Origin of the sequence: Vibrio mimicus CAIM 602 (assembly GCF_000338875.1) — a bacterium.
Lineage (GTDB): Bacteria > Pseudomonadota > Gammaproteobacteria > Enterobacterales > Vibrionaceae > Vibrio > Vibrio mimicus.
On the sequence record NZ_AOMO01000019.1, the window covers coordinates 1 to 22652 of the forward strand.

17 protein-coding genes are annotated in these 22652 nt (G+C 47.0%); 5 read left to right on the top strand and 12 right to left on the bottom strand.

Annotation, left to right across the window (positions count from 1 at the left end; genetic code table 11):
* From D908_RS15955 to D908_RS15945, 3 genes are all read right to left on the bottom strand, one after another.
* The coding region (locus D908_RS15955; protein WP_005522733.1) for an efflux RND transporter permease subunit at nucleotides 1-2102 on the bottom strand (2102 nt) is incomplete at its 3' end.
* 24 nt (nucleotides 2103-2126) lie between these two features.
* Nucleotides 2127-2849 (bottom strand): ATP/GTP-binding protein, encoded by a 723-nt coding sequence (locus tag D908_RS15950; RefSeq protein ID WP_005522734.1) that lies wholly within the window; start codon nucleotides 2847-2849, stop codon nucleotides 2127-2129.
* Nucleotides 2846-3847, bottom strand: a complete 1002-nt coding sequence (locus D908_RS15945) for an AvrD family protein (protein WP_005522735.1) — start codon at nucleotides 3845-3847, stop codon at nucleotides 2846-2848. Before D908_RS15945 ends, D908_RS15950 begins: the two co-directional genes overlap by 4 nt.
* Before the next feature lie 180 nt (nucleotides 3848-4027).
* Here D908_RS15945 and D908_RS15940 point away from each other — a divergent pair, with 180 nt between their 5' ends.
* Nucleotides 4028-4801, top strand: coding sequence for an outer membrane lipoprotein-sorting protein (locus tag D908_RS15940; protein WP_000269387.1), 774 nt, complete (start codon nucleotides 4028-4030; stop codon nucleotides 4799-4801).
* Complete coding sequence (locus tag D908_RS15935) at nucleotides 4801-5970, top strand: hypothetical protein (RefSeq protein ID WP_005522736.1); 1170 nt, start codon at nucleotides 4801-4803, stop codon at nucleotides 5968-5970. Before D908_RS15940 ends, D908_RS15935 begins: the two co-directional genes overlap by 1 nt.
* A gap of 121 nt (nucleotides 5971-6091) precedes the next feature.
* On the opposite strand, the gene D908_RS15930 is transcribed toward D908_RS15935, so the two are convergent.
* The 8 genes from D908_RS15930 to D908_RS15895 form a co-directional block, all read right to left on the bottom strand.
* Nucleotides 6092-7531: a coniferyl aldehyde dehydrogenase gene (locus tag D908_RS15930; RefSeq protein WP_005522741.1), complete on the bottom strand. Its 1440-nt coding sequence runs from the start codon at nucleotides 7529-7531 to the stop codon at nucleotides 6092-6094.
* An 11-nt stretch (nucleotides 7532-7542) separates the two neighbouring features.
* A complete protein-coding gene (locus D908_RS15925; protein WP_001047034.1) occupies nucleotides 7543-8019 on the bottom strand; it encodes an Lrp/AsnC family transcriptional regulator in 477 nt (158 codons plus the stop codon).
* Nucleotides 8020-8160: 141 nt separating this feature from the next.
* Nucleotides 8161-10050 (bottom strand): methyl-accepting chemotaxis protein, encoded by a 1890-nt coding sequence (locus D908_RS15920; RefSeq protein WP_005522742.1) that lies wholly within the window; start codon nucleotides 10048-10050, stop codon nucleotides 8161-8163.
* Nucleotides 10051-10354: 304 nt separating this feature from the next.
* On the bottom strand, nucleotides 10355-10585 hold the full coding sequence (locus D908_RS15915) for a hypothetical protein (RefSeq protein WP_001123605.1): 231 nt from the start codon (nucleotides 10583-10585) through the stop codon (nucleotides 10355-10357).
* A gap of 183 nt (nucleotides 10586-10768) precedes the next feature.
* Entirely contained in the window at nucleotides 10769-12259 is a 1491-nt protein-coding gene (gene putP, locus D908_RS15910; RefSeq protein ID WP_000431686.1) for a sodium/proline symporter PutP, read from the bottom strand.
* A 72-nt stretch (nucleotides 12260-12331) separates the two neighbouring features.
* Nucleotides 12332-13030: a hypothetical protein gene (locus D908_RS15905; RefSeq protein WP_005522743.1), complete on the bottom strand. Its 699-nt coding sequence runs from the start codon at nucleotides 13028-13030 to the stop codon at nucleotides 12332-12334.
* A gap of 21 nt (nucleotides 13031-13051) precedes the next feature.
* The gene (gene putA / locus D908_RS15900; RefSeq protein ID WP_005522744.1) at nucleotides 13052-16171 is read right to left on the bottom strand and encodes a bifunctional proline dehydrogenase/L-glutamate gamma-semialdehyde dehydrogenase PutA; all 3120 of its coding nucleotides are present in this window, start codon (nucleotides 16169-16171) and stop codon (nucleotides 13052-13054) included.
* A gap of 354 nt (nucleotides 16172-16525) precedes the next feature.
* Nucleotides 16526-17389, bottom strand: coding sequence for an AraC family transcriptional regulator (locus D908_RS15895; protein ID WP_000741228.1), 864 nt, complete (start codon nucleotides 17387-17389; stop codon nucleotides 16526-16528).
* A gap of 393 nt (nucleotides 17390-17782) precedes the next feature.
* Between D908_RS15895 and D908_RS15890 the strand changes: the two genes are divergently transcribed.
* The 3 genes from D908_RS15890 to D908_RS15880 all read left to right on the top strand — a co-directional run bounded on the left by D908_RS15890 (nucleotide 17783) and on the right by D908_RS15880 (nucleotide 21898).
* The gene (locus tag D908_RS15890) at nucleotides 17783-18889 is read left to right on the top strand and encodes a PEGA domain-containing protein (RefSeq protein WP_000588512.1); all 1107 of its coding nucleotides are present in this window, start codon (nucleotides 17783-17785) and stop codon (nucleotides 18887-18889) included.
* Nucleotides 18890-19048: 159 nt separating this feature from the next.
* Nucleotides 19049-20866 (top strand): SUMF1/EgtB/PvdO family nonheme iron enzyme, encoded by a 1818-nt coding sequence (locus tag D908_RS15885; RefSeq protein WP_005522746.1) that lies wholly within the window; start codon nucleotides 19049-19051, stop codon nucleotides 20864-20866.
* A gap of 99 nt (nucleotides 20867-20965) precedes the next feature.
* On the top strand, nucleotides 20966-21898 hold the full coding sequence (locus tag D908_RS15880) for a helix-turn-helix transcriptional regulator (protein WP_167733101.1): 933 nt from the start codon (nucleotides 20966-20968) through the stop codon (nucleotides 21896-21898).
* An 81-nt stretch (nucleotides 21899-21979) separates the two neighbouring features.
* On the opposite strand, the gene pdxH is transcribed toward D908_RS15880, so the two are convergent.
* Nucleotides 21980-22615, bottom strand: a complete 636-nt coding sequence (gene pdxH / locus D908_RS15875; RefSeq protein WP_005522748.1) for a pyridoxamine 5'-phosphate oxidase — start codon at nucleotides 22613-22615, stop codon at nucleotides 21980-21982.
* Nucleotides 22616-22652: the final 37 nt, after the last annotated feature.

Below are 22652 nucleotides of genomic sequence, written 5' to 3' on the forward strand. Positions count from 1 at the left end.
GCAGTCACAATCGCCTCATTTTCTGATTGCCCTTCTTTACGTGCAGTATGGAAACGATAGAGCAAATGGATAGTGTCATCGACCACAATACCTAACGTCATACTCGCAATGACGGACAGACTAAGCCCAACCTCGCCCACCAGAATGCCCCACAAACCAAATGCGATAGAAGCGGGTAGCACGTTAGGCAACAGACTAATTAAGCCTAAACGTACTGAACGCAAGATAAGCCCAATCAACAATGAAATTACCAGCAAAGCTCCCGCGGATGCCGTTAACATGCTGACGTTATTACGGTAACCAATATGAGCAAACATGATGTCGGCACTTACTCCAGGGCTTATGCTGGATTCAGGAAATAGAGCTAACAATTGTTGGCGTAAGTTTGCTTCAAGGCTCACCAAATCGTTGGAAGACATCTTCTTCGCCGTCACAACCACTCGCAGCTCTTGTTTATCCAGTGCAACTTGATTGCTGAGTGTTAAGCCATAAGGCAGAGACATGTCATAAAGCAGCAAGGTTTGCGCAGACAAATCGGGATCCGTTGGCAATTGGTAGAAAGCCGGATCATCGTTGTGCAAGCTGCTATTCAAACGCTTCATGATGTCAGTGAGTGACTGCACATGATAAACACCCTGTGTTTCACGCGCGGTTGCCACAAAGCGGTCTAGCTTGTTCAGGAAATCGGGCGATGTCACCAGCTCTCCTTTTTCCGGTCTGATCGCGTATTGAATACTCGCTACACCAGTGAGATTCGCATAGGTAAAATCATTCGCTTGGCGCACCGCATAAGAGTGATCGAAGTACTCGAATAGAGTGTCATCAATATCGTTGCGAACCATATTCGCGGCGACAACTAGGCTGCACACCACAACAACCGCGATTTTCACCCCCGGTTTGACCATTGACCACTGAGCAATACGCTCTAGTGGCTTTGCTGAACCTTGTGGGTTTGAAACGGACAGCGGTTTCACTTTGCGCTGACGGCCTACCGGCAGCACAGCAAGCAATGCGGGCACCAAGAATAAGGTCAACAGCATGGCAGCGATCACGCCCATAGCCGTGATATTGCCCAGATCGTTAAACGGTGGAGAATCGCTGAAGTTCATCGAAAGGAAACCCACCGCGGTGGTCAAGCTGGTCAAAATGATCGGTAAGCGGTGTTTACGCATGGAGTACTGAAGCGCGTCTTTTTTCACCAGACCATTTTGAATCCCTTGTCGGTATCCTTGTAGGAAATGGATACAATCCGCGACCGCCATCGTTAAGATGATCAAAGGAGCAGAAGCTGATGGCGAGGTAATGGCCATACCAAGCCATCCTCCCGATCCTAAAGCGATAAAGATGGACGAGACGATCGTGAGTGTCATCACGACTGAGCTCCAGACACTGCGCAAGTAAATGCCCGTTCCAACAATGATCAGCAGTAATGCCGCTGGAACCAAACTCCCCATATCACGTTGGGCGGCCTCACCAAACGCATCGTTTTGCATCACTTGCCCAGTCAAGTAGAAAGAAAGGTTTGGATAGCGTGCTTCCATCTCTTGCTTCTTGTCTTGCCAAAATTGAGCAATTTCACGCACTTCTTCAGATTGCCCTTCGGTGGTCAAACTGACGAGCACATTGATTGCTGTCGAGTGTGCATCCTGGGCCAAGTAGCGGTTCACTAACTCCGGTTGCTTTAACGCATACGCTTTCTTCTCTTGTAAGCCTTGAGGCTGATTCAAGTTGGCTTGAGTGATGAAATCTTCAACGATCAGATCATCATTTTTCGCATAGGTGTACTGATAATTGCTTATCGAATCCACACGATAGGAGTGCGGGGTTTGCCATGCGTAATCGGTAAGTTCCAATACCGCTTGCAATACCTCCGGCTGAAATACATCACCCAATTTTGGATGTACAACAATCAGCACGCTGTCATTGCTGTTGTATTTATTTTCAATTGCTTCGAAAGCCACTAAGTCTGGGTTGTCCTGACTAAAAAAGACTTTGTAATCATTATTTAGGCTGAGTTTACCTAGCCCCATAAAAGCAATAACCATAACAGCAAGCCACGCCATTATAACTAGCCAAGCTCTGGGCGTTGTCCATTTTTCCATGGTGAATTATTTCCTATATATTATTTAAGCTTTTTGTGGAGACAAAATAGAAAGTCGGTAATTTTCTATCGCAATCGCTTCTGTTTTCACTTTCTTTACTGCCATTTCTATTGCTTCATCAACATCAACATAGATTGGCAAATTAAAATGCTCAGCAATCGTAATTAATCGGTTTCGAAGATCCCCACCTACTGTGATATAGGGAATATTCAGTTCTTTAACTGTTGATAAAAGAAGATCATTCGAAAGTTGTCGAAATTTTTCTGATACAGGTCGATGGCCATCAGCAACCAGATCAAATTCAATGGGCAAATGGACAAATTTTGTATACGTCTTCTTAGCATGACGTTTAGCGACATTTCCAAAGGCATCAATATAACCACGATGAACAGATAAATAAGGTTTCCCCATTAAACGTTTTATAGCCAACACTAAATCACTGTCGTTAGGGTTAATTCCTGTTTCAAGGCGTGCAGCCCCATAAACCCATTCGTGTAAACATGAACCATCTGAGAAAAATTTGTCACCGCACCGCTCTTCATTGACAACTCGTTCACTTAAACGGCTTAAACCTAAATTAAGCAACTCAGCAGGATTACACTGTTCTAGCGTTTTTCCAGGTACAGCATCCGGAAGGATCTCACGCATTGTTCTTGCCTGAGTACGTGGTACTTGAGTAGCGATAGAAAGCGCTTCGGTTAATGTTGTCTTTCCTGTGGAATAGGTTCCTGATATGGCAATTTTCACGCTACTTCTCCTTGTGGCATCTGTGGTAATTGGTGGCAAAGCTTGGCTGTTAAGTTGAACTCCGGGTGTCCCGCAACAGAGCCGGATACCGTGGATAAACGCCATGATTGGTCATTCTTGCTGACTAAAGCATTCTTTAAACTTCTCAATGTAAGTATGTGCTTACGACGAGGGATAATGGGATATGGTGTAGATACAGAAACTGAGCGCATCCAAAGGTTGTGAGTATTACTACGATCCAAGTTATCCAGTCGGTACATGATGAGCTGAGCTAATTGAGCAAAACAGGTAAGCCAATCCACCATCATTAATGCATTAGGGTATTGCCCCATAGCACCAACAGATTGTTTTTCAGGGCATTGGAAAACTAATTCACTGGAAACCGCACAGACGGAGTCGCTAAATGTATTATTTTCCAATTGACAGCGTCTAAGGCGGAAATCATCGCTAAAATATTCATCATTATCTTCTGAAGATAATTCACAAAGATTCAATTTCCCGATGGAATGATCAATGATGACTTCAACTTCCATACTATCTAATGTAGTTTTTACACGACTGAGCATACCAAACATACTGTCTATAGAAGGTTCAGAATTAACCAAAGTAGCATTCACAATAACGGAGTCTAAATTTTCCAAAGCTTCTGCCCCTGCTTTTATGGATATATTTCTAATCCATGATTGTGCCATTTGATCTTTAGAAAGATGGAAGCTTCTCTTAATAAGACCATAAGAAATTTGGCCTGCAATTAAAAATGCATCGATCGTACTCAAATGCGGCTTTCGTTCTTTGGTTTTTTTCTTAGACCAATCATTTTTATAAGAAACGCTAATTAATCCCTGAGCGTGTTTTTCTTGATAATGAATACTACATTGATACTGAGTGCGCTTATAACCCTCACCAAAATAACGCTGTTCAGCAGGGCCAAGAATATCATCAATCGTTGCAATGATTTCTTTTCCTTGGCTTCTCAGATTAATCAGTTCTAATTCCATAATATAAAAACTCCTTACGTAACAATTTGTGTATTGGAGTTTTTATGCTACCTATTGCCCTTCTATTTTTACCCTGTCCACTCAGATCTTAAACCTGTCCACTTGGACAGGTTCCACTTTCTCCGAACTCCGGTACTTTGCTTGCGAGATTGGGATTTTTATAAGGAAATGAAGATGAGAATGTGGTCAGCCATGTTGCTAGCACTTTCCAGTAGTGTGATGGCACAACAAACTCTGTCAGGGTTAGATATCGCAACGGAAATGGTGAATCGAGATAGTGGCTATCTCTCTTATACCGCTGATGTTCAAATGAAAATCAGTGCATCGAATGGTGATACCGTGACGCGCCAATTGATGATCAAAGGAATTGAACAAGAGAACGATGGCGACAAAATCGTGACCTATTTTCAAGCACCTTTGGACATTGCGGGAACCGCGTTACTCACGTTCAGCCACGCGATTGAGGCGGATGATCAATGGCTCTACCTGCCTTCGGTCAAACGGGTTAAACGCATTTCATCCAATAACCGTTCAGGTCCATTTATGGGTAGTGAATTCGCTTATGAAGACATGAGTTCTTGGGAACTGGATAAATATCGTTACGAGCTAATTGAGGAAAAGACGGAAAACGGCCAGCAATTCTGGCTATTGGCGTGCTACCCACAATATGAAAACTCTGGCTATTCCAAACTGGTCGCCTGGATCGACCAATCCATCTACCAACCCAGAAAGATTGAGTATTACGACCGTAAAGGCAGCTTATTTAAGCAGCTTTCTTTAACGGAGTATCAGCAGTTTAACCAGCGTTACTGGCGACCCAAATTCGCGCAAATGGACAATCTGCAAAACCAGCGCAGCTCAACACTGATTTGGCAAAACATGCAGCTGGGTGTTGACGTTCCCGCTTCTTATTTTGAACCGAATCAACTTCGCAATGCATACAGGCATAACTGATGGCGAACAAACTGATTTACGCCCTATTGCCATTCTCTCTTTGGGCGTCATTCTCCGGAGCCGAGGAGAAAGTTGAAGGGTATATCGGCCTTGCTGCTGACTTTTATCAAGAATCCTCTCCCAACTCGGCGTGTTGTGATCATTTTGCGGCAACCATGATCCTTGCGCCCAGAATGTCTTGGTGGAATGAACAAGGATGGGCAGTCAACTTCACCCCTTATATGGAATACGAAGCACCATCCGGACAAGGGTTCATCAATTTGCGGGAAGCAAACCTGACTTATGCTGCGGAAAGCACCGAGTGGCTAATTGGCTATGGATTGGTGTATTGGGGCGTTACGGAAGTCTACCAACCCGTCAATATTGTGAATCAGTATGATGGGCGCATCGCATTGGGTTACGAGGAAAAAATGGGGCAACCTATGCTGCAAATGCGCTGGTTGCCAGAGTGGGGAGAAACGCAGTTTCTTATACTGCCCTTCCATCAAACCAGAACGTGGCGTGAACCCAATCAAAGGCGAGCTTTAACTAAACCCGTAAGCAGCGATGCACTTTATCCTGACGGCGAACAACCACTCGATTTGGCGAGCCGTGTTAGTTTCTGGCAGGATGAATTGGATATTGCCTTAAGCGCTTTCTATGGCAATAGTCGTGAGCCATTGCTGGTAGAAACAGCGAGTGAATGGCAACAAAGTTACGCCAAAATTTTTCAGTTCGGCACTGAGCTGCAATGGACAAAGGATGATCTTTTAGTCAAAGGGGAAGGAACACTGAAGTCGGGAGAAGGCAGTACCTACGGAACGCTCGTCGCTGGCTTTGAATATTCCCTGTATGGCTTTAGCTTTTCTCAAGGACAATTGGGACTGATTGCGGAATACACTTGGGATAACCGAGATACTTCTGCCCCGGCAACCATTTATGACAATGACCTATTTTTAGGGCTACGTTGGCAAGCCAACGATGTGAGTGATACCGAACTGTTGCTCTCCGGTCTGTTTGATTTAGATGATGCTTCGCAGATTTATAAACTCACTGCCTCCGGTCGGATTAACCATCACTGGCGCTGGGTGGCTGAGAGTTACTATTTATCTGCCATGGCCAATAATGAGCCGATGGCTTACCTGAGCAGTGAAAGTTATCTCTCTATTAAAGCTGAATTCTACTTTTAACCTATACCCTTCCTACTTGAAGCTGTAGGTTGGGTATACATCTTGGGTTTAATGATCGGGAATTTAAAAACCTTCAAGCCGAATTGAAACTCGGCTTGAAGTGAATATTAACCATCGTAAATTAACGCAAGAAAAACCGTGTTAGCAGACGCAGCACGGATTTACGATAAGTCAGCAGCCAGCCATTACGTGGCAACCAAGCGGCTGAATGAAGCACAGTTTTGCTGTGTGAGAAGGTCTTAAACCCTTCGATTCCGTGATAATGCCCCTGTCCTGATTCACCGATGCCACCAAATGGCGCATCATCCGCAGCAACATGCATCAAGGTATCGTTCACACACGCACCACCGCTGTGAGTGCGCTGTAAAATGTGATTCGCCAGATGCTTATCTTTGGTCATCACGTACAGTGCCAATGGCCGCTGGCCTTGATTGACTCGCTCAATCGCTTCCTCAATGGTGCGATAGCCGATCACCGGCAGGATCGGGCCAAAGATCTCTTGCTGCATCGCCAGCATGTCGCCACTCACCTCAGTCAGTAATTGAGGCAGCATCTGTCTTGCTTCTAACTCAACCGTTTTACCCACGACAGTATTAACTTTGGCACCTTTTTGCTGCGCATCATCCAGATAATGCTGCAAGCGCTCAAACTGCGCTTGGTTAATAATTTGCGTGACATCCAAGCGGCCATTACGGATAAAACGGCGCGCAAAACGCTGCAAATAAAGCTCTACAAATATCGCAACTTTCTCTTGCGGCAGCATCACATAATCAGGTGCAACACAGATTTGCCCAGCATTGGTGGTTTTGCCAAGCATAATGCTATCCACGCTGCGCGCGAGATCCGCATCGTCAGCGATGATCACCGGAGATTTACCGCCAAGCTCCAAGGTCACTGGGGTCAGGTTTTTCGCTGCCGCTTGTGCCACCAACTTCCCTACGACGGTAGAGCCAGTAAAAAGAAGGTGATTGAAAGGTAGTGCACTGAATGCTGAAGCCATTTTGGCTTCCCCTTCCACACACACCGCCGCATCACCCAAAGAACGTATGATTCGTTCAAGCACTTGGTTGGTTTTCGGTGTGTATTCACTGAACTTGATCATCACTTGGTTGCCCGCCGCGATGGCGGTGATCAGTGGCGCTAAGCTAAGCAGAATAGGAAAATTCCACGGCACAATAATGCCTACCACACCCACGGGTTGGTACTGCACTTCAACGCGCGAGGGCAGAATCATCAAACCAGCATGACGGCTTTTCGGTTTCATCCAACCTTTCAGGTGCTTGAGGGTATAGTTGAGGTGGTTGAGGGAGGGCAGTAAATCGCACAATGAGGTATCAAAGCGGCTGCGAAAACCATAGTCCTCATTCATCGCCGCAATCAAGGCTTCTTGCTCTTCCAACAAAGCACGTTTTAACTGCACTAAACGTTGCTCACGGCGCGTCAAATTGGGATAAGGTTCATTGTTGTATTGCGTTTGCAGACGAGCAAACTCGGCCTGCATCGCTTTAATCTCATCGCTGACAAAATCGGGTTTAGAGGAAACCACTGAGAGTTGAGTCATAAAACCTCCCGTTAAAAATGCGTAATCAGATCAGGATTTATCCCAAAACTGGTTTTGTGTTCTTCTATCACAAACTCACTGCGCGTTTGAATCACACCCGGCAAAGTGCCCAGCTTTCCAGACATAAAGGCTTGGTAAGCTTTCATGTCCTTCACCCGAACTTTAATCATGGTGTCAAAATCACCAGAGAGTGAGTAACAGGCTTCAATTTCTGGCATATCGGCAACCGCTTTTGCAAAGCGATCGAAAATCGAAAAACTGCTCTGATCGAGCCGAATATGGATAAAGACCTGCACATCAAGCCCTAACTTCTCAGGATTCAATTCCGCGTGATAGCCTTTGATGTACCCTTCTTTTTCCAGCCGTTTTACCCGCTCAGAGCAAGGTGAAGTGGTTAAGTTGACGAGTTTTGCCAATTCGACCACTGGCAAACGACCTTTGTTGTGCAGAATCCGCAGAATTTGCACATCCACCCGATCCAGATTCATAACATTGCATCCTGTAATGATTCATCGCCAATAAAATACTGGCATCTGCAAGCGTGCCGAAATGTCATGCGATAAGCTGTGATAAACATCACGCGAAAAAAAGGGCATCTGACGATGCCCTCTCACTCTTTTCCTTCGCTTTTATAACTTAAAGCGGGAGATCTCTTTATTCAGCTCTTGCGCCATCGAGTGTAACGATTTGGCTTGCTGCACCGAATGCTGCGCTTCTTCGGCTAGCTGATCACACACTTCGCGCACCGATTCCGTATTCGCATTAATGTCCGCAGTCACCAGTGATTGCTCTTCCGCCGCAGAGGCAATTTGTGTGGCCATATCGCTAATCAACTGAATCGCTTCACTGATCGCTTGCAAGCTTTCACCCGTTTGGTTGACATCCGTTACGCTCGTTTCCACCAGCTTATGGCTTTCGGTCATCACCGATACCGCTGTAGTGGTCACTTTCTGCAAACCAGCAATCTTGGCTTGGATTTCCTCCGTCGAAGCATGGGTACGCTGCGAGAGAACACGGACTTCATCCGCTACCACCGCAAATCCACGCCCTTGTTCACCCGCACGCGCCGCTTCAATCGCCGCATTCAGTGCCAGCAAATTGGTCTGTTCCGCGATGCCACGAATGGTCGACAAGATGGTGGAAATTTCATTGGCATGCACTTCTAGCTCACTGATGATGCTCACCGCGCCAGTTAACTCTTTCGCCAATTGGTCAATCGACTGCTTACTTTGTTGCATTTGAGCAAAGCCGTCTTCGCCCAGTTGTACCGATTGAGTGGCATTCTTCGCGGTATTTTCGGCGTTTCCGGCAATTTCTGCGGTCGCCGATGCCATTTCGGTCACAGCAGTCGCGACCATAGTGATCTCATCTTGTTGAGTTCGGATCCGTTTGCTCGCTTGAGTTGCCGATGCCGCAGCATGATCCGCCCCCTGATTAAGCGCGACCGAAACTTCACGCACGTTTTTCACCATGTGGTGTAAACGATCGACAAACTTGTTGAATTTATCGGCCAGTAGACCCACTTCATCTTGGCTGCGAACTTCCAAACGGAGTGTGAGATCGCCATCCCCTTCGGCAATATCCGCCAGTGCATTGGCAATGTTACCCAGCTCATTGAGCTGACGAGCCACAAACCAAGAGGTCAGCAGAGCCATCACTAATAGGATGCCCAGACCGATACCAATTTGCACCATCAACATATCGTTAAGTGGCTGCTCAAGTACCGCTTTGTCCATCACCATGACCAATAGCCAGTCGGTATTTTCGATCTCTTCCGCCATCAGCACTTTTTCAGCGCCACGGATCTTCGCATGCAGTGGTACATGTTTTTTCGCAGTCGCATCTAGCTGTGCAATCGTCAGTGCCGGAGAAATCTCTTCGGTCGCTTTTAAAATGAGCTCTTGAGTGGGATGTGCGACGATTTTGCCTTTCTGGTTTACCAGTACGGCATAACCTTTTCCGGGGACCTCAATGGCCAAAACATCTTTAATCAGCTTGTCTAACGCGAGGTTTGATGCGGCGACACCAATCAATTGACCTTGATAGCGAACAGGCTCAGCAAGAGTCACCACTAAGGTTTGCATGGTGACACTCACATAAGGATCGGTCGTAATCGGTTTGCCCGCCGCTTTCGCTTCTTTATACCAACCTCGAACACGTGGATCATAATCCGCCGTGTTGAGAGACGGATCTTGGCGGAACATTTCACCTTGCTCATTACCGTAGTAACTCAGCCCAAAGGAGCCGGACTGCAATGTCTGTCTTAAATGAGGCACCAACTCCAACTGCGGATTGCGTTCAATTTCTTCGCGCAATCCTTTAAGCGCCAATTGCTTGCCCAGAAACCAGTCTCCAATCCCTTTGGCATGCGCTTGTAAAGTGTTGCGACTTTCACTTTCAATCGCCCGCCAACTGTCTTTTTTGAAAGTGTGATACCCAGCAATCACCAAGGCGGCCGCAGTTACTGCAATGGCCACCACCACAGAGAAAACCATCTTTCTCTTTAAACTCAATCTCATGAACAATACTCCATTCATATTAAATTGCATTAATATGAGATCAAGTTAGCGAAATGGCTGCGAATTACTATGTGAAAGCTCCCACAATCGAAACTGTAATGATGGCGGATTACTAAAGTGTGAGGTGCTGCCCAATTGGTGTGGAAGCATCATTCAAATATTTGATGAAAAAACAGGCAAGTAATGCTGATGAGGGGAAAACGAGAGGTGACGATGACAACGGAAACCAATCCGCATGAATGCTCTCCACTTCAGAAAGACGTGGTGCAGTTTTACATTTAACGAAGCAAGAAAGCGATCGCGCTTAAGAGACTCGCGCACCTGCTAACCGATCGTGCTGCTTAACACGTTCATTCTGCTGGTTACAGACTCGGCAAAAGTATTGTTGCTCCATCTGGTAGTAATGCTGTCCTTGCATAAGCATAGTGAGAAATTGTTGGAAACCTTGCCAGCCTTCTGGCTGTGTCTGCACACGTTTCATGACCATTTTATGTGCGGTTTGTTTACCACAACAACGACAATATGCTTTTGGCATGCCGGATCCTCCTATCCGATTTATCACTATTGACAATTGACGCATTTTGCAGCGATAGGTTCCCCAGACATAATTTCTTGTGCAAATTTCGTGACCTGTATTAAAAAATTACTCAATAACAGAAATACAGGGCAAAAAAGAAAGCCTCGCAAAGCGAGGCTTGTTAAATAGAGTGAACCTGTTTTACTCAAGTTCAATCAGGTGTTTTTTGAACGTTAGGTGCTGTGCTTTTACTTTCTCATCTGGCTCACCAGTGAGCAGACTGACCGCAACAATCGACAGTGTCGACAAAATGATTCCCGGTACGATTTCGTACACATCAAACCAACCGCCTGAAAGCTGCTTCCAAACCACGATAGTCACACCACCCACAATGATACCTGCCAAGGCACCATTGCGGTTCATACGTGACCAGTAGAGGCTCAATACCAGCGCAGGACCAAATGCCGCACCAAAGCCCGCCCAAGCGTAGGACACCAAACCAAGCACTGAGCTATCCGGCGTCATGGCTAAGAACAGCGCAATCAGCGAGATGATCACAACCGCGGCACGGCCAACGCGCACAATCTCTTCTGAGCTGGCATCGGTTTTGAACACTTGCTTATAGAAGTCTTCTGCGAGCGCAGATGAAGACACCAGCAGTTGTGAATCGGCAGTACTCATGATCGCTGCCAAAATTGCCGCGAGCAGAATGCCCGCCACTACAGGGTGGAACAGTGAGTTCACCAGCAGCATGAAGATTTTTTCGCCATCATCAAGACCAATCGTGCCCGATTGCGTGACAAAAATCAGGCCAGTTAAACCAACCAGAATCGCACCCGCCATTGAAATACCTGTCCATACCACAGCAATACGGCGAGCCGTAGTCAGATCTTTATTTGAACGTGATGCTTTGAAACGCGCCAGAATGTGCGGCTGACCAAAATAGCCCAAGCCCCAAGCCACCAGCGAGATAATCGCAATCGCGGACAGAGGTTCGCCTTTTGCGTCATTCCACAGAGTCAATAGCTCTGGGTTAATCGCCGCCAAATCGTGATCAAGCTGAGTAAAGCCCCCTTCCATCGCAGCAATCGGCACAATCATCAGCGCCGCCGCCATCAGCAAGCCTTGCACCAAGTCAGTCCAAGATACCGCTAAGAAGCCACCAAACAAGGTGTACGACACCACACAAACAGTACCCACAATCACCGCTGTGGAGTAATCCAAGCCGAACACGGTTTCAAACAGTTTACCGCCGGCAACCAAACCTGAACTGGTATAGAAAAGGAAGAACAGCAGAATAAAGAACGCAGAAATGGTTTGGATCAGTTTTGAGCTGTCGTTAAAACGGCGTGACAAAAACTCAGGTAAAGTCAGAGAGTCCGTGGTGATACTGTAAGTACGCAAACGCTTAGCGTTCACTAACCAGTTAGCCCAAGTACCGACGAGCAAGCCGCCAGCCAACCAGAATGACTCAATACCAGCCGCATACGCATAACCCGGCAGACCCAGCAGCAACCAGCCACTCATGTCTGATGCGCCAGCGGAAAGTGCCGCAGGCCATGGCCCTAATGAACGGCCACCCAGAAAGTAGTCGGCTGAGTTTTTCGTTCGCTGATAAGCGTAAACCCCAATCGCCAACATCAAAATGAGGTAGACGATAAAGGTGGTTGTAATAGCGAAGCTATTTTCCATTGTGTTTTGTCCTCTTTTTCAAGATCGCCCTTCATACCCCCTTTTATCCAAAGGGGGTAAACGCTGAAAGGACTAATGAGTATCCACACCCAGCTCCAAGAGCGTCGCGTTTCCACCCACTGCTGTTATATTTATTGTGCGTGTGCGCTCAGTAATAAAGCGCAGTGATAAATGTGGATCATGCGCCACCGGCAAGGTGAGCAAATCCGTTTCTGAAACGAGACTGACAATCGCGCCTGTACGTTTCGCGAGTTGGCGGTTGAGCGTGGCCTCAACCGACAGGTTTCCGACATATCCAACGCATCTCACGTCTGATTCGATCAGCTGGTGATACGCGTCAAAAGAAGCAAACTGCAACAGATTTGCCGGAAGGGATGACTGCTGGTAAGCAGTCACTAACGCAGAACTCAATTCAGCATCGTCACTACAAAAAACAACACTATTACCGGCCACGAGGGCAGCGGTCAGTTGAGCTACTGCGGCTTGTTTGGCTTGAACACCGTTATCCTCTTGGATGATCAGGGCAACACCACGCCCTGCGGTATAAAGCTCATTGGTTTCTCCGGTAGGCCCAGTCAGTTGGTGCGTATGCGCCAACAAGGTTGATGCCTGTTGAAGATGGTAGGAAATCACTTTTGCCACACCGGGCATGCTGTTTTCCAATAAAGATTTCAACGCGAGTAAACACTCACATTTCGAGTCAAAGTCGGTCAGATTCCAATTTTCCCAAGCAGAAAAGGCGTCTGAAAAACGGGTTACTTGATGCACCATGATACGTCTCCTTGCTGTGGGTTATTGGTATTGCACTTGAGTAAAGCGGTAAAGATAGTGAGGCCCGCCCGCTTTCGGACCAGTGCCAGACAACCCTTGTCCGCCAAACGGTTGTACACCCACCACAGCCCCGACTTGATCGCGGTTGATGTAGCAGTTGCCCACCCGAGCATGCTTTTCAATCCAGCGATACGTGGTTTCGTTACGGCTATGAATACCCATGGTTAAACCAAAACCAGTTTGGTTGATTTTGTCGACGATCTGCGCCAATTCGCGCGCTTTAAAGCGCACTATGTGCAAGATCGGGCCAAACTGTTCTTCACTCAGCGCGGCAATGTCATCAATTTCAAAGGCGGTTGGCGCAACAAAGTCGCCGTGTTGGCAAGTTTCACCCAAGGTTAACTGAGCGATTTTCTTCTGGGTTTGGCTCATATGTTCAATGTGTGCCAACAGTTTCTGTTTGGCTTTCTCATCAATCACTGGCCCTACATCGGTTTGATGCAGATGTGGCACACCCACTTTCAGCTCTTGCATCGCGCCCTGAATCAAAGTGATCACGCGATCGGCAATATCTTGCTGTACAAACAGCACACGCAGTGCCGAACAGCGTTGGCCAGCAGAGGCGAAAGCTGAACGCAGCACATCACGCACCACTTGCTCTGGCAACGCTGTGCTGTCCACAATCATGGCGTTTTGGCCACCAGTTTCTGCAATAAACGGCACCGGAGCCGCTTCACGTTGCGCGAGGGTTTGATTAATACGTTGCGCCGTGGCGGTTGAACCAGTAAACGCCACACCCGCGATGGCCGGATGAGAAGTGAGTGCGCTGCCGATGTCTGCACCGCGCCCCAGTAGAAGCTGGATAGTTCCGGCTGGGAAACCCGCTTCTTGCATCAGCTCAACCGCGCGATACGCGATCAAACTGGTTTGCTCGGCAGGTTTGGCAATCACGGTATTTCCGGCCACCAAGGCGGCACTGATTTGGCCAAGGAAAATCGCCAGCGGGAAGTTCCACGGGCTAATACACACAAACACACCACGACCTTGACGGCTGACACGACGTGTTGATCCATCAAAGCTTTCGACACTGAACTCGCCCAGCACATCGACTTGTTTGGCGTAATAACGACAGAAATCGACCGCTTCACGCACTTCATCAATGCTGTCGTGAATGGTTTTGCCCGCTTCTTGATGACACAAGGCCACCAACTCAGGCATATGCAGTTCAAGCAGATCTGCCAGCGCATCCAATTTACTCGCACGCTCACTGGCATCGAGCGCATTCCAAGTTGCAAAAGCTTGTTGAGCAGAGTCGATCGCAGCGGAAACATGATCAAGGTTAGCGTGAAACACCTGACCGACTTGAATACGGCGATCGTAAGGCGCAGTGACGGGCTCTGCACTGTGATCAGCCTTGATCATGCTTTCGTAATAAGAGTGTCCGCCAATGATCGGCGCAGCTTGCCACTCTTTATCTAACCAAGCGTGGATCTTAGCTTCAAACGGCTTCGCTTCACTCTCAATATCGATATTGATCCCCAATGAGTTTTTGCGCTCTGCAAAAATCTCCGTTGGCAGTGGGATCTTACGGTTATTTAAGGTTTCAAACGCAAGCAGCATATCGACTGGATGCTGAGTCAACGCACCAACCGGGCAACGAGAATCCACCAAGCGATGGACAAATGAGCTGTTCGCGCCATTCTCTAATAATCGACGCACAAGATATGGCAGTAGATCTTTATGGCTGCCCACGGGGGCATAAATACGCACCGACTGCTGATAAGCGGCTTTCGCATGGTGATAAAGCGCATCCCCCATGCCATGCAGACGCTGGAACTCAAAATCTTTGTGCTGTGCCATCACCGCAATCGCCGTCACGGTTTGGGCGTTATGGCTAGCAAATTGCGGGAACAGATTACCGCGTACACTTTCACTCAGTAGGAAGCGTGCACATGCCAGATAAGAAACATCGGTCGCTTCTTTGCGCGTATAAACCGGATAGCCAGTAAAGCCGCGTTGCTGCGACATCTTGATTTCGCTATCCCAATACGCACCTTTCACTAAACGTACAGGGATTAAATCGCCCTGCTCTTTCGCGAGTGCAGTCAGCCATACCAATACCGGCAACGCACGTTTGGAGTAGGCTTGAACCACCAAACCAAACTTGCCCCAACCACGCAGTGTGTCGCTTCGATAGAGCTTTTCAAACAGATGCAGTGACAGCTCTAAACGATCCGCCTCTTCAGCATCAATCGTGATGGCCACATCCAGCTCTTTCGCGCGTTCAAGCAGTTGGATCAGAGTGCTGTACAGCTCGGTCATCACGCGATCGGCATTCGCCACTTGGTAACGAGGATGCAAAGCCGAAAGCTTGATCGACACCGACGGGGCTGGGCTGGTTTCCAAACCATATTTGTCGCGGCCTACCGCTTCAATCGCCATTAGGTAATCTTTGAAATATTTGTGTGCATCGGCGGAAGTCAGCGCCGCTTCGCCCAACATGTCAAAGGAGTAGGTATAACCCTTATCACGCATCGGGCGGCCATTTTTCTGCGCTTCTTCAATGGTGCGTCCAAGCACGAATTGATGACCCATGATCTTCATCGCTTGATGCATGGCTTTGCGGATCACAGGTTCAGTCAGCTTATTGACTAAACGATTCACCGCTTGCACTGGGCTTGCGGTGTCACCATCAGCCAAGCCAATCACTTTACCTGTGAGCATCAAGCCCCAAGTTGAAGCATTTACGAACACAGAATCTGAATTTTTCAGGTGGGATTTCCAATCCGCAACACCAAGGCGATCTTTAATAAACGCATCAGCCGTTTCCGCATCAGGAATACGCATTAAAGCTTCTGCCAAACACATCAGCAAAATACCTTCTTGGGTATCCAAGCTGTATTCCAGCAGCAGTGCATCAATCATTTGCACCGCTTTTTTATCGCTGCGGATCGCTTCAATTAAGCGCGTGGTTTTCTCCGCCATCGAAGCTTTTTCAGCGTCACTTGGGGTCGCGAGAGGCAATAATTGGGTCAGCCATTGGGATTCGTCCACCATATACAGTGGAGAGATCAGCGACCATAGTTTATCTAGCGGCTGCTCGATAAACTCTGCGTTCAACACATCGGTTGCTGTAAACATGTGGTTTCCTTCATCTCATACCTGACAGATTGAGTCAGGTTTCCTGCAATGGCTGGCAGTGTATTTTGAGCGCGAGAAGAAAACTTGTCAAAAAGTCCTAGTATTTTGTCAATAACTCTGAGTTTTAACAAAACAAAAACAAGATCACACCAATTAGAGCGAGTTTACTCGCCAATTATTTTGCAATTGTTGCAACTCAACAACGATAAAAAGAGATCTACCTACTATCACTAAGCAGGCAGATGCGTAGTCACTATTGTTTTGTACCAAGAGGGAAATGAATGTGCAGGATTGGGAGCAACACCATCTTAGCGAGCTCACTCAATTAGCTGGGAATCCAAGGATCAATAACAATTACGATGCAGTAGAAAATCGCCGCTTATATTGCGAAGGGGAAATACCATGCAGTCGTGAGAAAGTATGAGCGAAAGTGCTTTGATTAGAAAACCCTGTCAGCTCCGCAATCTGGCCCAAATTGAGTCGCCCTTGTTCAATCAGCTTTTTCGCCATATCGACGCGTTTATTCAACACATATTGATGCGGCGTGAGCCCCATCTGCTCTTTAAACAGCGCGTGGAATTGGCTTTCACTTAAGAACACGCACCCCGCCAATTGTGCAACGGAAATACGATGCGCTAAGTGCTGCTCGATATAGCGATCCACCACTTCCATATCAAAACGGGATTCTTTGTGGGCACTGGCAAGCGCACTGATGTGACGCTGCAAAAGTGCCACCACCGTATCGTTACAAGCTCGGCCAAGTAGAAGATCGTCAGGACTGGCTTGCATCTCCTGCACCAGCATTTGGATCAAACGTTGGATCTGACCATCCAGTTGAAAATAGACATCACCGACCGCGAGTTCATTCAGTTTACGCAGCAGTAGCGGGTCATCATCACTCGGCATAGGCATATTTAACACCAGAATATCCGATTGTCCGACTACGCCACCAAACGCGTGATCTGAGCCCGAAGTCACGACACACCCCTGCCCCGGGCCAACAATATTGCCGATGCCACGCACTTCAAATTCTGCTTGGCCTTTTAAACCAATCACAATTTGCGTGTAACTATGATCATGGCAAGCCATGTGCGAAGGCAAAGTGATCAGCTCTGCCGGCTTAGGCGACAAAACTTTGGCAATTTGGGGACTATTGGCCACATCAAAAGCATGCGATTGAGCCATTTCAACCTCACAAGGTGGTGTTTGCGCGGCCATGGTATACCAAATCGTCTCAAAACGAAATCACTCCCATTTAGCGAATGTTAATAACCAATTACACACATATTGGTACAAAAACTTGGCTGCAATTGGGTTAGATTCTCATCTCGGAACAATGATCAAGTGCACATAAATTACGGTCAATGTGTACTCAATTTAAAAACGTTAAAGTAGATCAGAAAACTCAGCTTGCATATTTCTCGAATCTGCCCAAAATGAAAATGCTTAGATCTAAAGTTCAAAAAATCAGTCACCTAATGCACGGATTGGTGATTATTTTCGACTAAGCGGAATAAAATTTGCATTAAATAATTCAGCTATCTACAAAGCTGTCAAAAGTTTGTCTTTCCCACTTTTTTGTGGCTAAACGTAAATGTGTTGCAGGGACCTATGATTAAATGTCGCATCCCAGCGCTATTGCTTGCGCTATCCCCTTTATGGGTATCTGCATCGGTGTACGCAGAGGAGGTCACTCAAGCTGACCCCGTTGCAACTATCGATGAGAAATTAAGTAACAAACAAAACGAAATCAACGCGATTCTCACCGACTACGAGGTTGAGGGCGGTAAACTGCAACAATTGAAAAATGAGCAGAACCGATTAAAACGCGAAGGCGAAGAGTTAGACGCCAAGCGCAACCGAGCTAAGTCAGAGTTGGACAAACAGTATACTCGTCTTCTTGAAGATCCAGATACTGACCTAGTCACCTTTCAAAAACGCTACCAAGAAGCGTGGAATGCGCTGAAGGGTAACCAATCGCAAAAGCTCGATACTGAACAAGCTGTGACTGAAGTTGAAATGCGTCTTTCGCAAATCAAACAGAAGCAAGCGCGTTTGAATACTGAGCTAACCAATTTGGAAGAAGCCAAAATTGAAGCACGAGTGAAGCGTTTAGCCGCTGAACTGCGCGAAAGTGATGTGCTGGAAACCAGTTTCAAAACGACCTGTTCAACCACTATGACGTTGGGTGAATGTGCCAACCAAGGGCAATACCTCACCAAACAAAAAGCGGTCAAAACATTCCGTGAGAAGCTGATCAATGATTTGACCGAATCTGTGATTGCCAAACAAAACCTAAAAGGTGTTGAACTCAACATTCACGTTCAAGAAAGCCAGATGATCCGTTCAGGTTTCGAAGGTAACAACGAGTATTTCACTCAGATGCAAGCTCAGTTACAAGCTAAACCTGACGCAGTAGCCGCCTGTAAACTACTTAACGTAGAAACACGTTACTGTTTGAAAGGTGATGCTGAGCAACCTGCGCCTAAAAAGCAAGATAAGCAATGGGCAAACGTAACCGTGCGTTCAGATCAATACAATGATTCTGTGACCATCAATGGCATCAACTACGGCAGCACTCCAGTTGAATTAGTGTTACCAGCAGGTCGTCATCAAGTGACCGTATCGAAAGAAGGATACGAGACCTACAATCGTGTAATTACGGTTAACGGTCACGACACGGTATGGGTCAAACTCAGACCAAACAAAGACAGCTAACGGCATAAAAATCGAACGATTTTTTGTCTGAATTCACAAAGCTGTAGATAAAACGCCATTTTGTCACTAAGTTATTGAAAGATGACTTCTGACAAAATGGCGTTTTCGTTTAGAATGTTCATAACTTAGACTTAATTTCCTAACTTGAAGTAGACCACCATGCGACAAGGGATTCCCGCTCTATTAATAGCACTTTCACCTTGCTTGATGGCAGCACCGGTGCTAGCAGAGGAAGTAGCCTCCTCTGTTCTTGCCATTGATGATGCGCTATTTGGCAAACATACCGAGCTGCAAAATGCTACGGATGCCACCAAGCTTCAGAAAGCGGCCGTCGATAATCAACAATCCGAGCTGAATCGACTGACTCAGCAAGCCAAAGCATTGGATACCGCGCTGAAAAACGCCAAAACCAATCTTGAGCGTGATTATCAGAAAATGATTGATGAGCCGGATCTGGATATCCAGCCATCTCAAAACGCTTATCAAGCTGCATGGGCTGAGGTCAAACAAAACCAAGTGGCTCGTTTGGATGCCGAGCAAAAGCTGCAAGAGATGCAAACAGCGTTGGCACAATACCAAGCACAGCAGCAGACCATAGAACAGAGCATTGCTTTACTCCAACAAGATAAAATGCGCGCACGGGTGGATAGACTGCGCGAGGAGTTGCAACGTGTTGGTGAGCAAAAAGTCAGTTTTACCAACGTATGTAATGCGGATATGACGTTTGCTCAATGTAGCAAGCAAACCAACGATCTTGCTCTGCAGAAAGCGGTTAACCAGTTCCAACTGTGGCTGGTGGATGAGAGCAGCGAATCCAATGTCATCAAACCACAGCTTAACAATGTTTCCCTGAACATCCATGTACTGAAACACGCGGTGTTGGATTCTGGTTTCTATGATGGCATGCGCTTTAGAAGCATTGTGAATGCTCAACTTGAAGCCCGCCCTGCGGAAAATGCCCCTTGTAAACTGTTGAATATTGATTCGCAGTACTGCTTTGCACCCGGTCAAGGGCAACTAGATCAGCAGCAACAAGAAATCGCATGGATCAGTCTTTCACTGCGCTCTAATCAGCATGGTGATCGTGTGACTGTGGACGGCGTAAACTATGGCAGCACTCCTGTAGAAGTCATGCTCCCTGTTGGCAAACACTTGGTACAAATTGAGAAAGAAGGATTCCGTTCTTTCCAACAAGAAGTGAACATCACTTCTGATCAAACTTTACGGGTCAATTTACACGAAAAAACCAACCCACTTCGTACTGGGGCTAAGTTTGCAGACTCGCTCAAAGGTAAGGTTCCTATCCCTGAAGTCATCACCATCACACCAGGGCAGTACTTCTTAGGTGAGAATGCATCGAAGCAGTACAACCTTGATCATGCTTTCGCATTGAGTGCCACTCCAGTGACTGTCGCCCAGTTCGAAGCATTCGTGAATCAGTCCAATTATCAAACCGATGCAGAGCTGAAAAAGTTGTGTATCTCCGTTGATGAATCCGAAGTTGCTCCTGTTTCTGACAGCTACTGGCGTAACCCAGGTTTCAAACAAGGTAAAGAATCACCTGTAGTATGCATCAGCCAAAACGATGCTAAAGCCTATGCTCGCTGGCTCTCAAAACAAACGGGCTTCAAATATCGTCTGCCTACAGAAGAAGAGTGGGAAATCGCCGCGCGAGCAGGCAGCAAGACCGACTACTGGTGGGGCAAAAAATTTGGTGCAGGTAAAGCCAACACTGGCTGGGGCGGCACCACTTGGTCAAATAAGAGCACGTCTCCTGTCAAAGCCTTCGCGCCTAACGCACTGGGCTTCTATGACATGGTTGGTAACGTTTGGGAATGGACAGGCGATTCGCGTGGACTAGCCAAAGGCGGCGCTTGGAGCTTCTCACCAGAAATGGCTAAAGCTTACAGTGAGCTCTTTGTAAGCCCGACCACGGCAGCCAATTACGTCGGTTTCCGTGTATTGCGAGAATTGTAACTTTCGCACTATAAATCATGCACAAAGGGGGGGATTTCCCCCCTTTTCATTTGTACCCCGTTCGGTAAAGTATTGCTTAAGACATGAGTTGCATGACTGATGTCTGGTATCAACATGATACCTCTGTGTTTTCAGCAGACCCTCGCTGAATCCATGGAACCTCTTCTACACGTCGACAAGATATGTTTCTTGTATTTGCGCCAGCCCGTCTTCAGGCTGGCTTTTTTTCGTCCAAACGGCCGCAAACTGGGCGAGATTAGCTTACAAGCCATCATGCTCTTGGTATCATATCGCCGCTTTTCCAGCGGAGGATACGGCGTGTCTAACCATCTGACATCAGAGCAGATTTCTCTATTCAAACAACTCCCCGGTTATTGGGGCTGTAAAGACCTCAATTCTGTTTTCGTTTATGCCAACCAAGCCTATGGTCAGTTGATTGGGGTAGCAAGCGAAGAAGATTGTATCGGACGCACCGATTTCGAGATGCCAAGCCCAACCGCTGCCTGCGCAGCGGATTTTCAGCAGCAAGACCGTTACGTGATTGAAACAGGTCAATCAGTGAAGGTGCTCGATATCCATCCTTATCCGGATGGCCACTGGCATGCGCATATCTTTACCAAAACACCTTGGCGAGATACTCATGGCAATATTCAAGGGACCATTTTCTTCGGTCAAGATTTAACTGACACCGCCATTCTAGAAGTGGGACACTGGGTATGCCGCGCGACAGGCTTATCCACCTCAACAACCTTCAAAACGATTACGGATGGAGCAGATTTAAAACTCACTGCACGTGAGTCAGAAGTGTTGTTTCTGCTGCTTTATGGCAAAAAACCGCAGCACATTGCACGGGTGATGGGTATTTCAATAAAAACGGTTGAAGGGTATGAAGCAAAATTGCGCAGTAAATTTGGCGCGTTGAGTAAAGATCAACTGATTGATTTAGCGCTCGATCGCGGTTTTGGTTCTGTGATTCCCAAAACCTTACTGAAGAAACAACTTTCGGTAGTCTTAAGCGATCACACCATGTAAGTCTCTGGGTCGCCACGATTCTTGAAGTTGCAGCGAGCAATTGTTGCTGCAACTTCAAGCTTAGTAATTCAGGTTCTTAGCCTATGGTGCCAAACGATCCACTAGCCAAGCATTTCCTTCGCGGGAGTAAAGGAAACGGTCATGCAGTCGGTGCTCACCACCTTGCCAGAATTCAATACTTTCCGGCTTAATTCGGTAGCCGCCCCAAAAACTCGGAACAGGGATTTCACCGTTAGCAAACTTCTGTTTTAGCTCAAGATATTTCCCTTCCAACACACCACGTGCAGAAATTCGGCTACTTTGGTGGCTGGCAATCGCCGCAATTTGGCTCTCTTTCGGGCGAGACATGAAATATTTCATGTTTTCCAACGCAGTCAGCTTTTCCGCCACACCTGTGATGTGTACTTGGCGCTCAAGTGGATGCCAAGGGAAATGAAGGCTGATTTTGTTGTTGTGGGCAATGTGCTGCGCCTTACGACTACCTAAGTTGGTGTAAAACACAAAACCTGCATCATCCACATTCTTAAGTAGCACAATACGCTGAAAAGGTTGTCCATTCTCATCGACGGTCGCAACCGTCATCGCGGTAGGATCGGACAAGTTGGCATCAATCGCCTGCTGTAACCACAAGTTAAACTGATCAATCGGGTTGGCCTGTAAATCTTTTCTTCTTAGCCCACCATGAATGTACTCGCGGCGAATATCTGAAAGATCCATTTCTGCTCCTCACTTATTTTTGCCCGATTGTGCGCCT

Excerpts from the sequence above, each read along its gene's own strand:
- D908_RS15945 (WP_005522735.1), bottom strand. The coding sequence starts at position 3,847 with ATGGAATTAGAACTGATTAATCTGAGAAGCCAAGGAAAAGAAATCATT.
- D908_RS15940 (WP_000269387.1), top strand. The coding sequence starts at position 4,028 with ATGTGGTCAGCCATGTTGCTAGCACTTTCCAGTAGTGTGATGGCACAA.
- D908_RS15935 (WP_005522736.1), top strand. The coding sequence starts at position 4,801 with ATGGCGAACAAACTGATTTACGCCCTATTGCCATTCTCTCTTTGGGCG.
- D908_RS15930 (WP_005522741.1), bottom strand. The coding sequence starts at position 7,531 with ATGACTCAACTCTCAGTGGTTTCCTCTAAACCCGATTTTGTCAGCGAT.
- D908_RS15925 (WP_001047034.1), bottom strand. The coding sequence starts at position 8,019 with ATGAATCTGGATCGGGTGGATGTGCAAATTCTGCGGATTCTGCACAAC.
- D908_RS15920 (WP_005522742.1), bottom strand. The coding sequence starts at position 10,050 with ATGAGATTGAGTTTAAAGAGAAAGATGGTTTTCTCTGTGGTGGTGGCC.
- D908_RS15915 (WP_001123605.1), bottom strand. The coding sequence starts at position 10,585 with ATGCCAAAAGCATATTGTCGTTGTTGTGGTAAACAAACCGCACATAAA.
- putP (WP_000431686.1), bottom strand. The coding sequence starts at position 12,259 with ATGGAAAATAGCTTCGCTATTACAACCACCTTTATCGTCTACCTCATT.
- D908_RS15905 (WP_005522743.1), bottom strand. The coding sequence starts at position 13,030 with ATGGTGCATCAAGTAACCCGTTTTTCAGACGCCTTTTCTGCTTGGGAA.
- putA (WP_005522744.1), bottom strand. The coding sequence starts at position 16,171 with ATGTTTACAGCAACCGATGTGTTGAACGCAGAGTTTATCGAGCAGCCG.
- D908_RS15895 (WP_000741228.1), bottom strand. The coding sequence starts at position 17,389 with ATGGCCGCGCAAACACCACCTTGTGAGGTTGAAATGGCTCAATCGCAT.
- D908_RS15890 (WP_000588512.1), top strand. The coding sequence starts at position 17,783 with ATGATTAAATGTCGCATCCCAGCGCTATTGCTTGCGCTATCCCCTTTA.
- D908_RS15885 (WP_005522746.1), top strand. The coding sequence starts at position 19,049 with ATGCGACAAGGGATTCCCGCTCTATTAATAGCACTTTCACCTTGCTTG.
- D908_RS15880 (WP_167733101.1), top strand. The coding sequence starts at position 20,966 with ATGTCTGGTATCAACATGATACCTCTGTGTTTTCAGCAGACCCTCGCT.
- pdxH (WP_005522748.1), bottom strand. The coding sequence starts at position 22,615 with ATGGATCTTTCAGATATTCGCCGCGAGTACATTCATGGTGGGCTAAGA.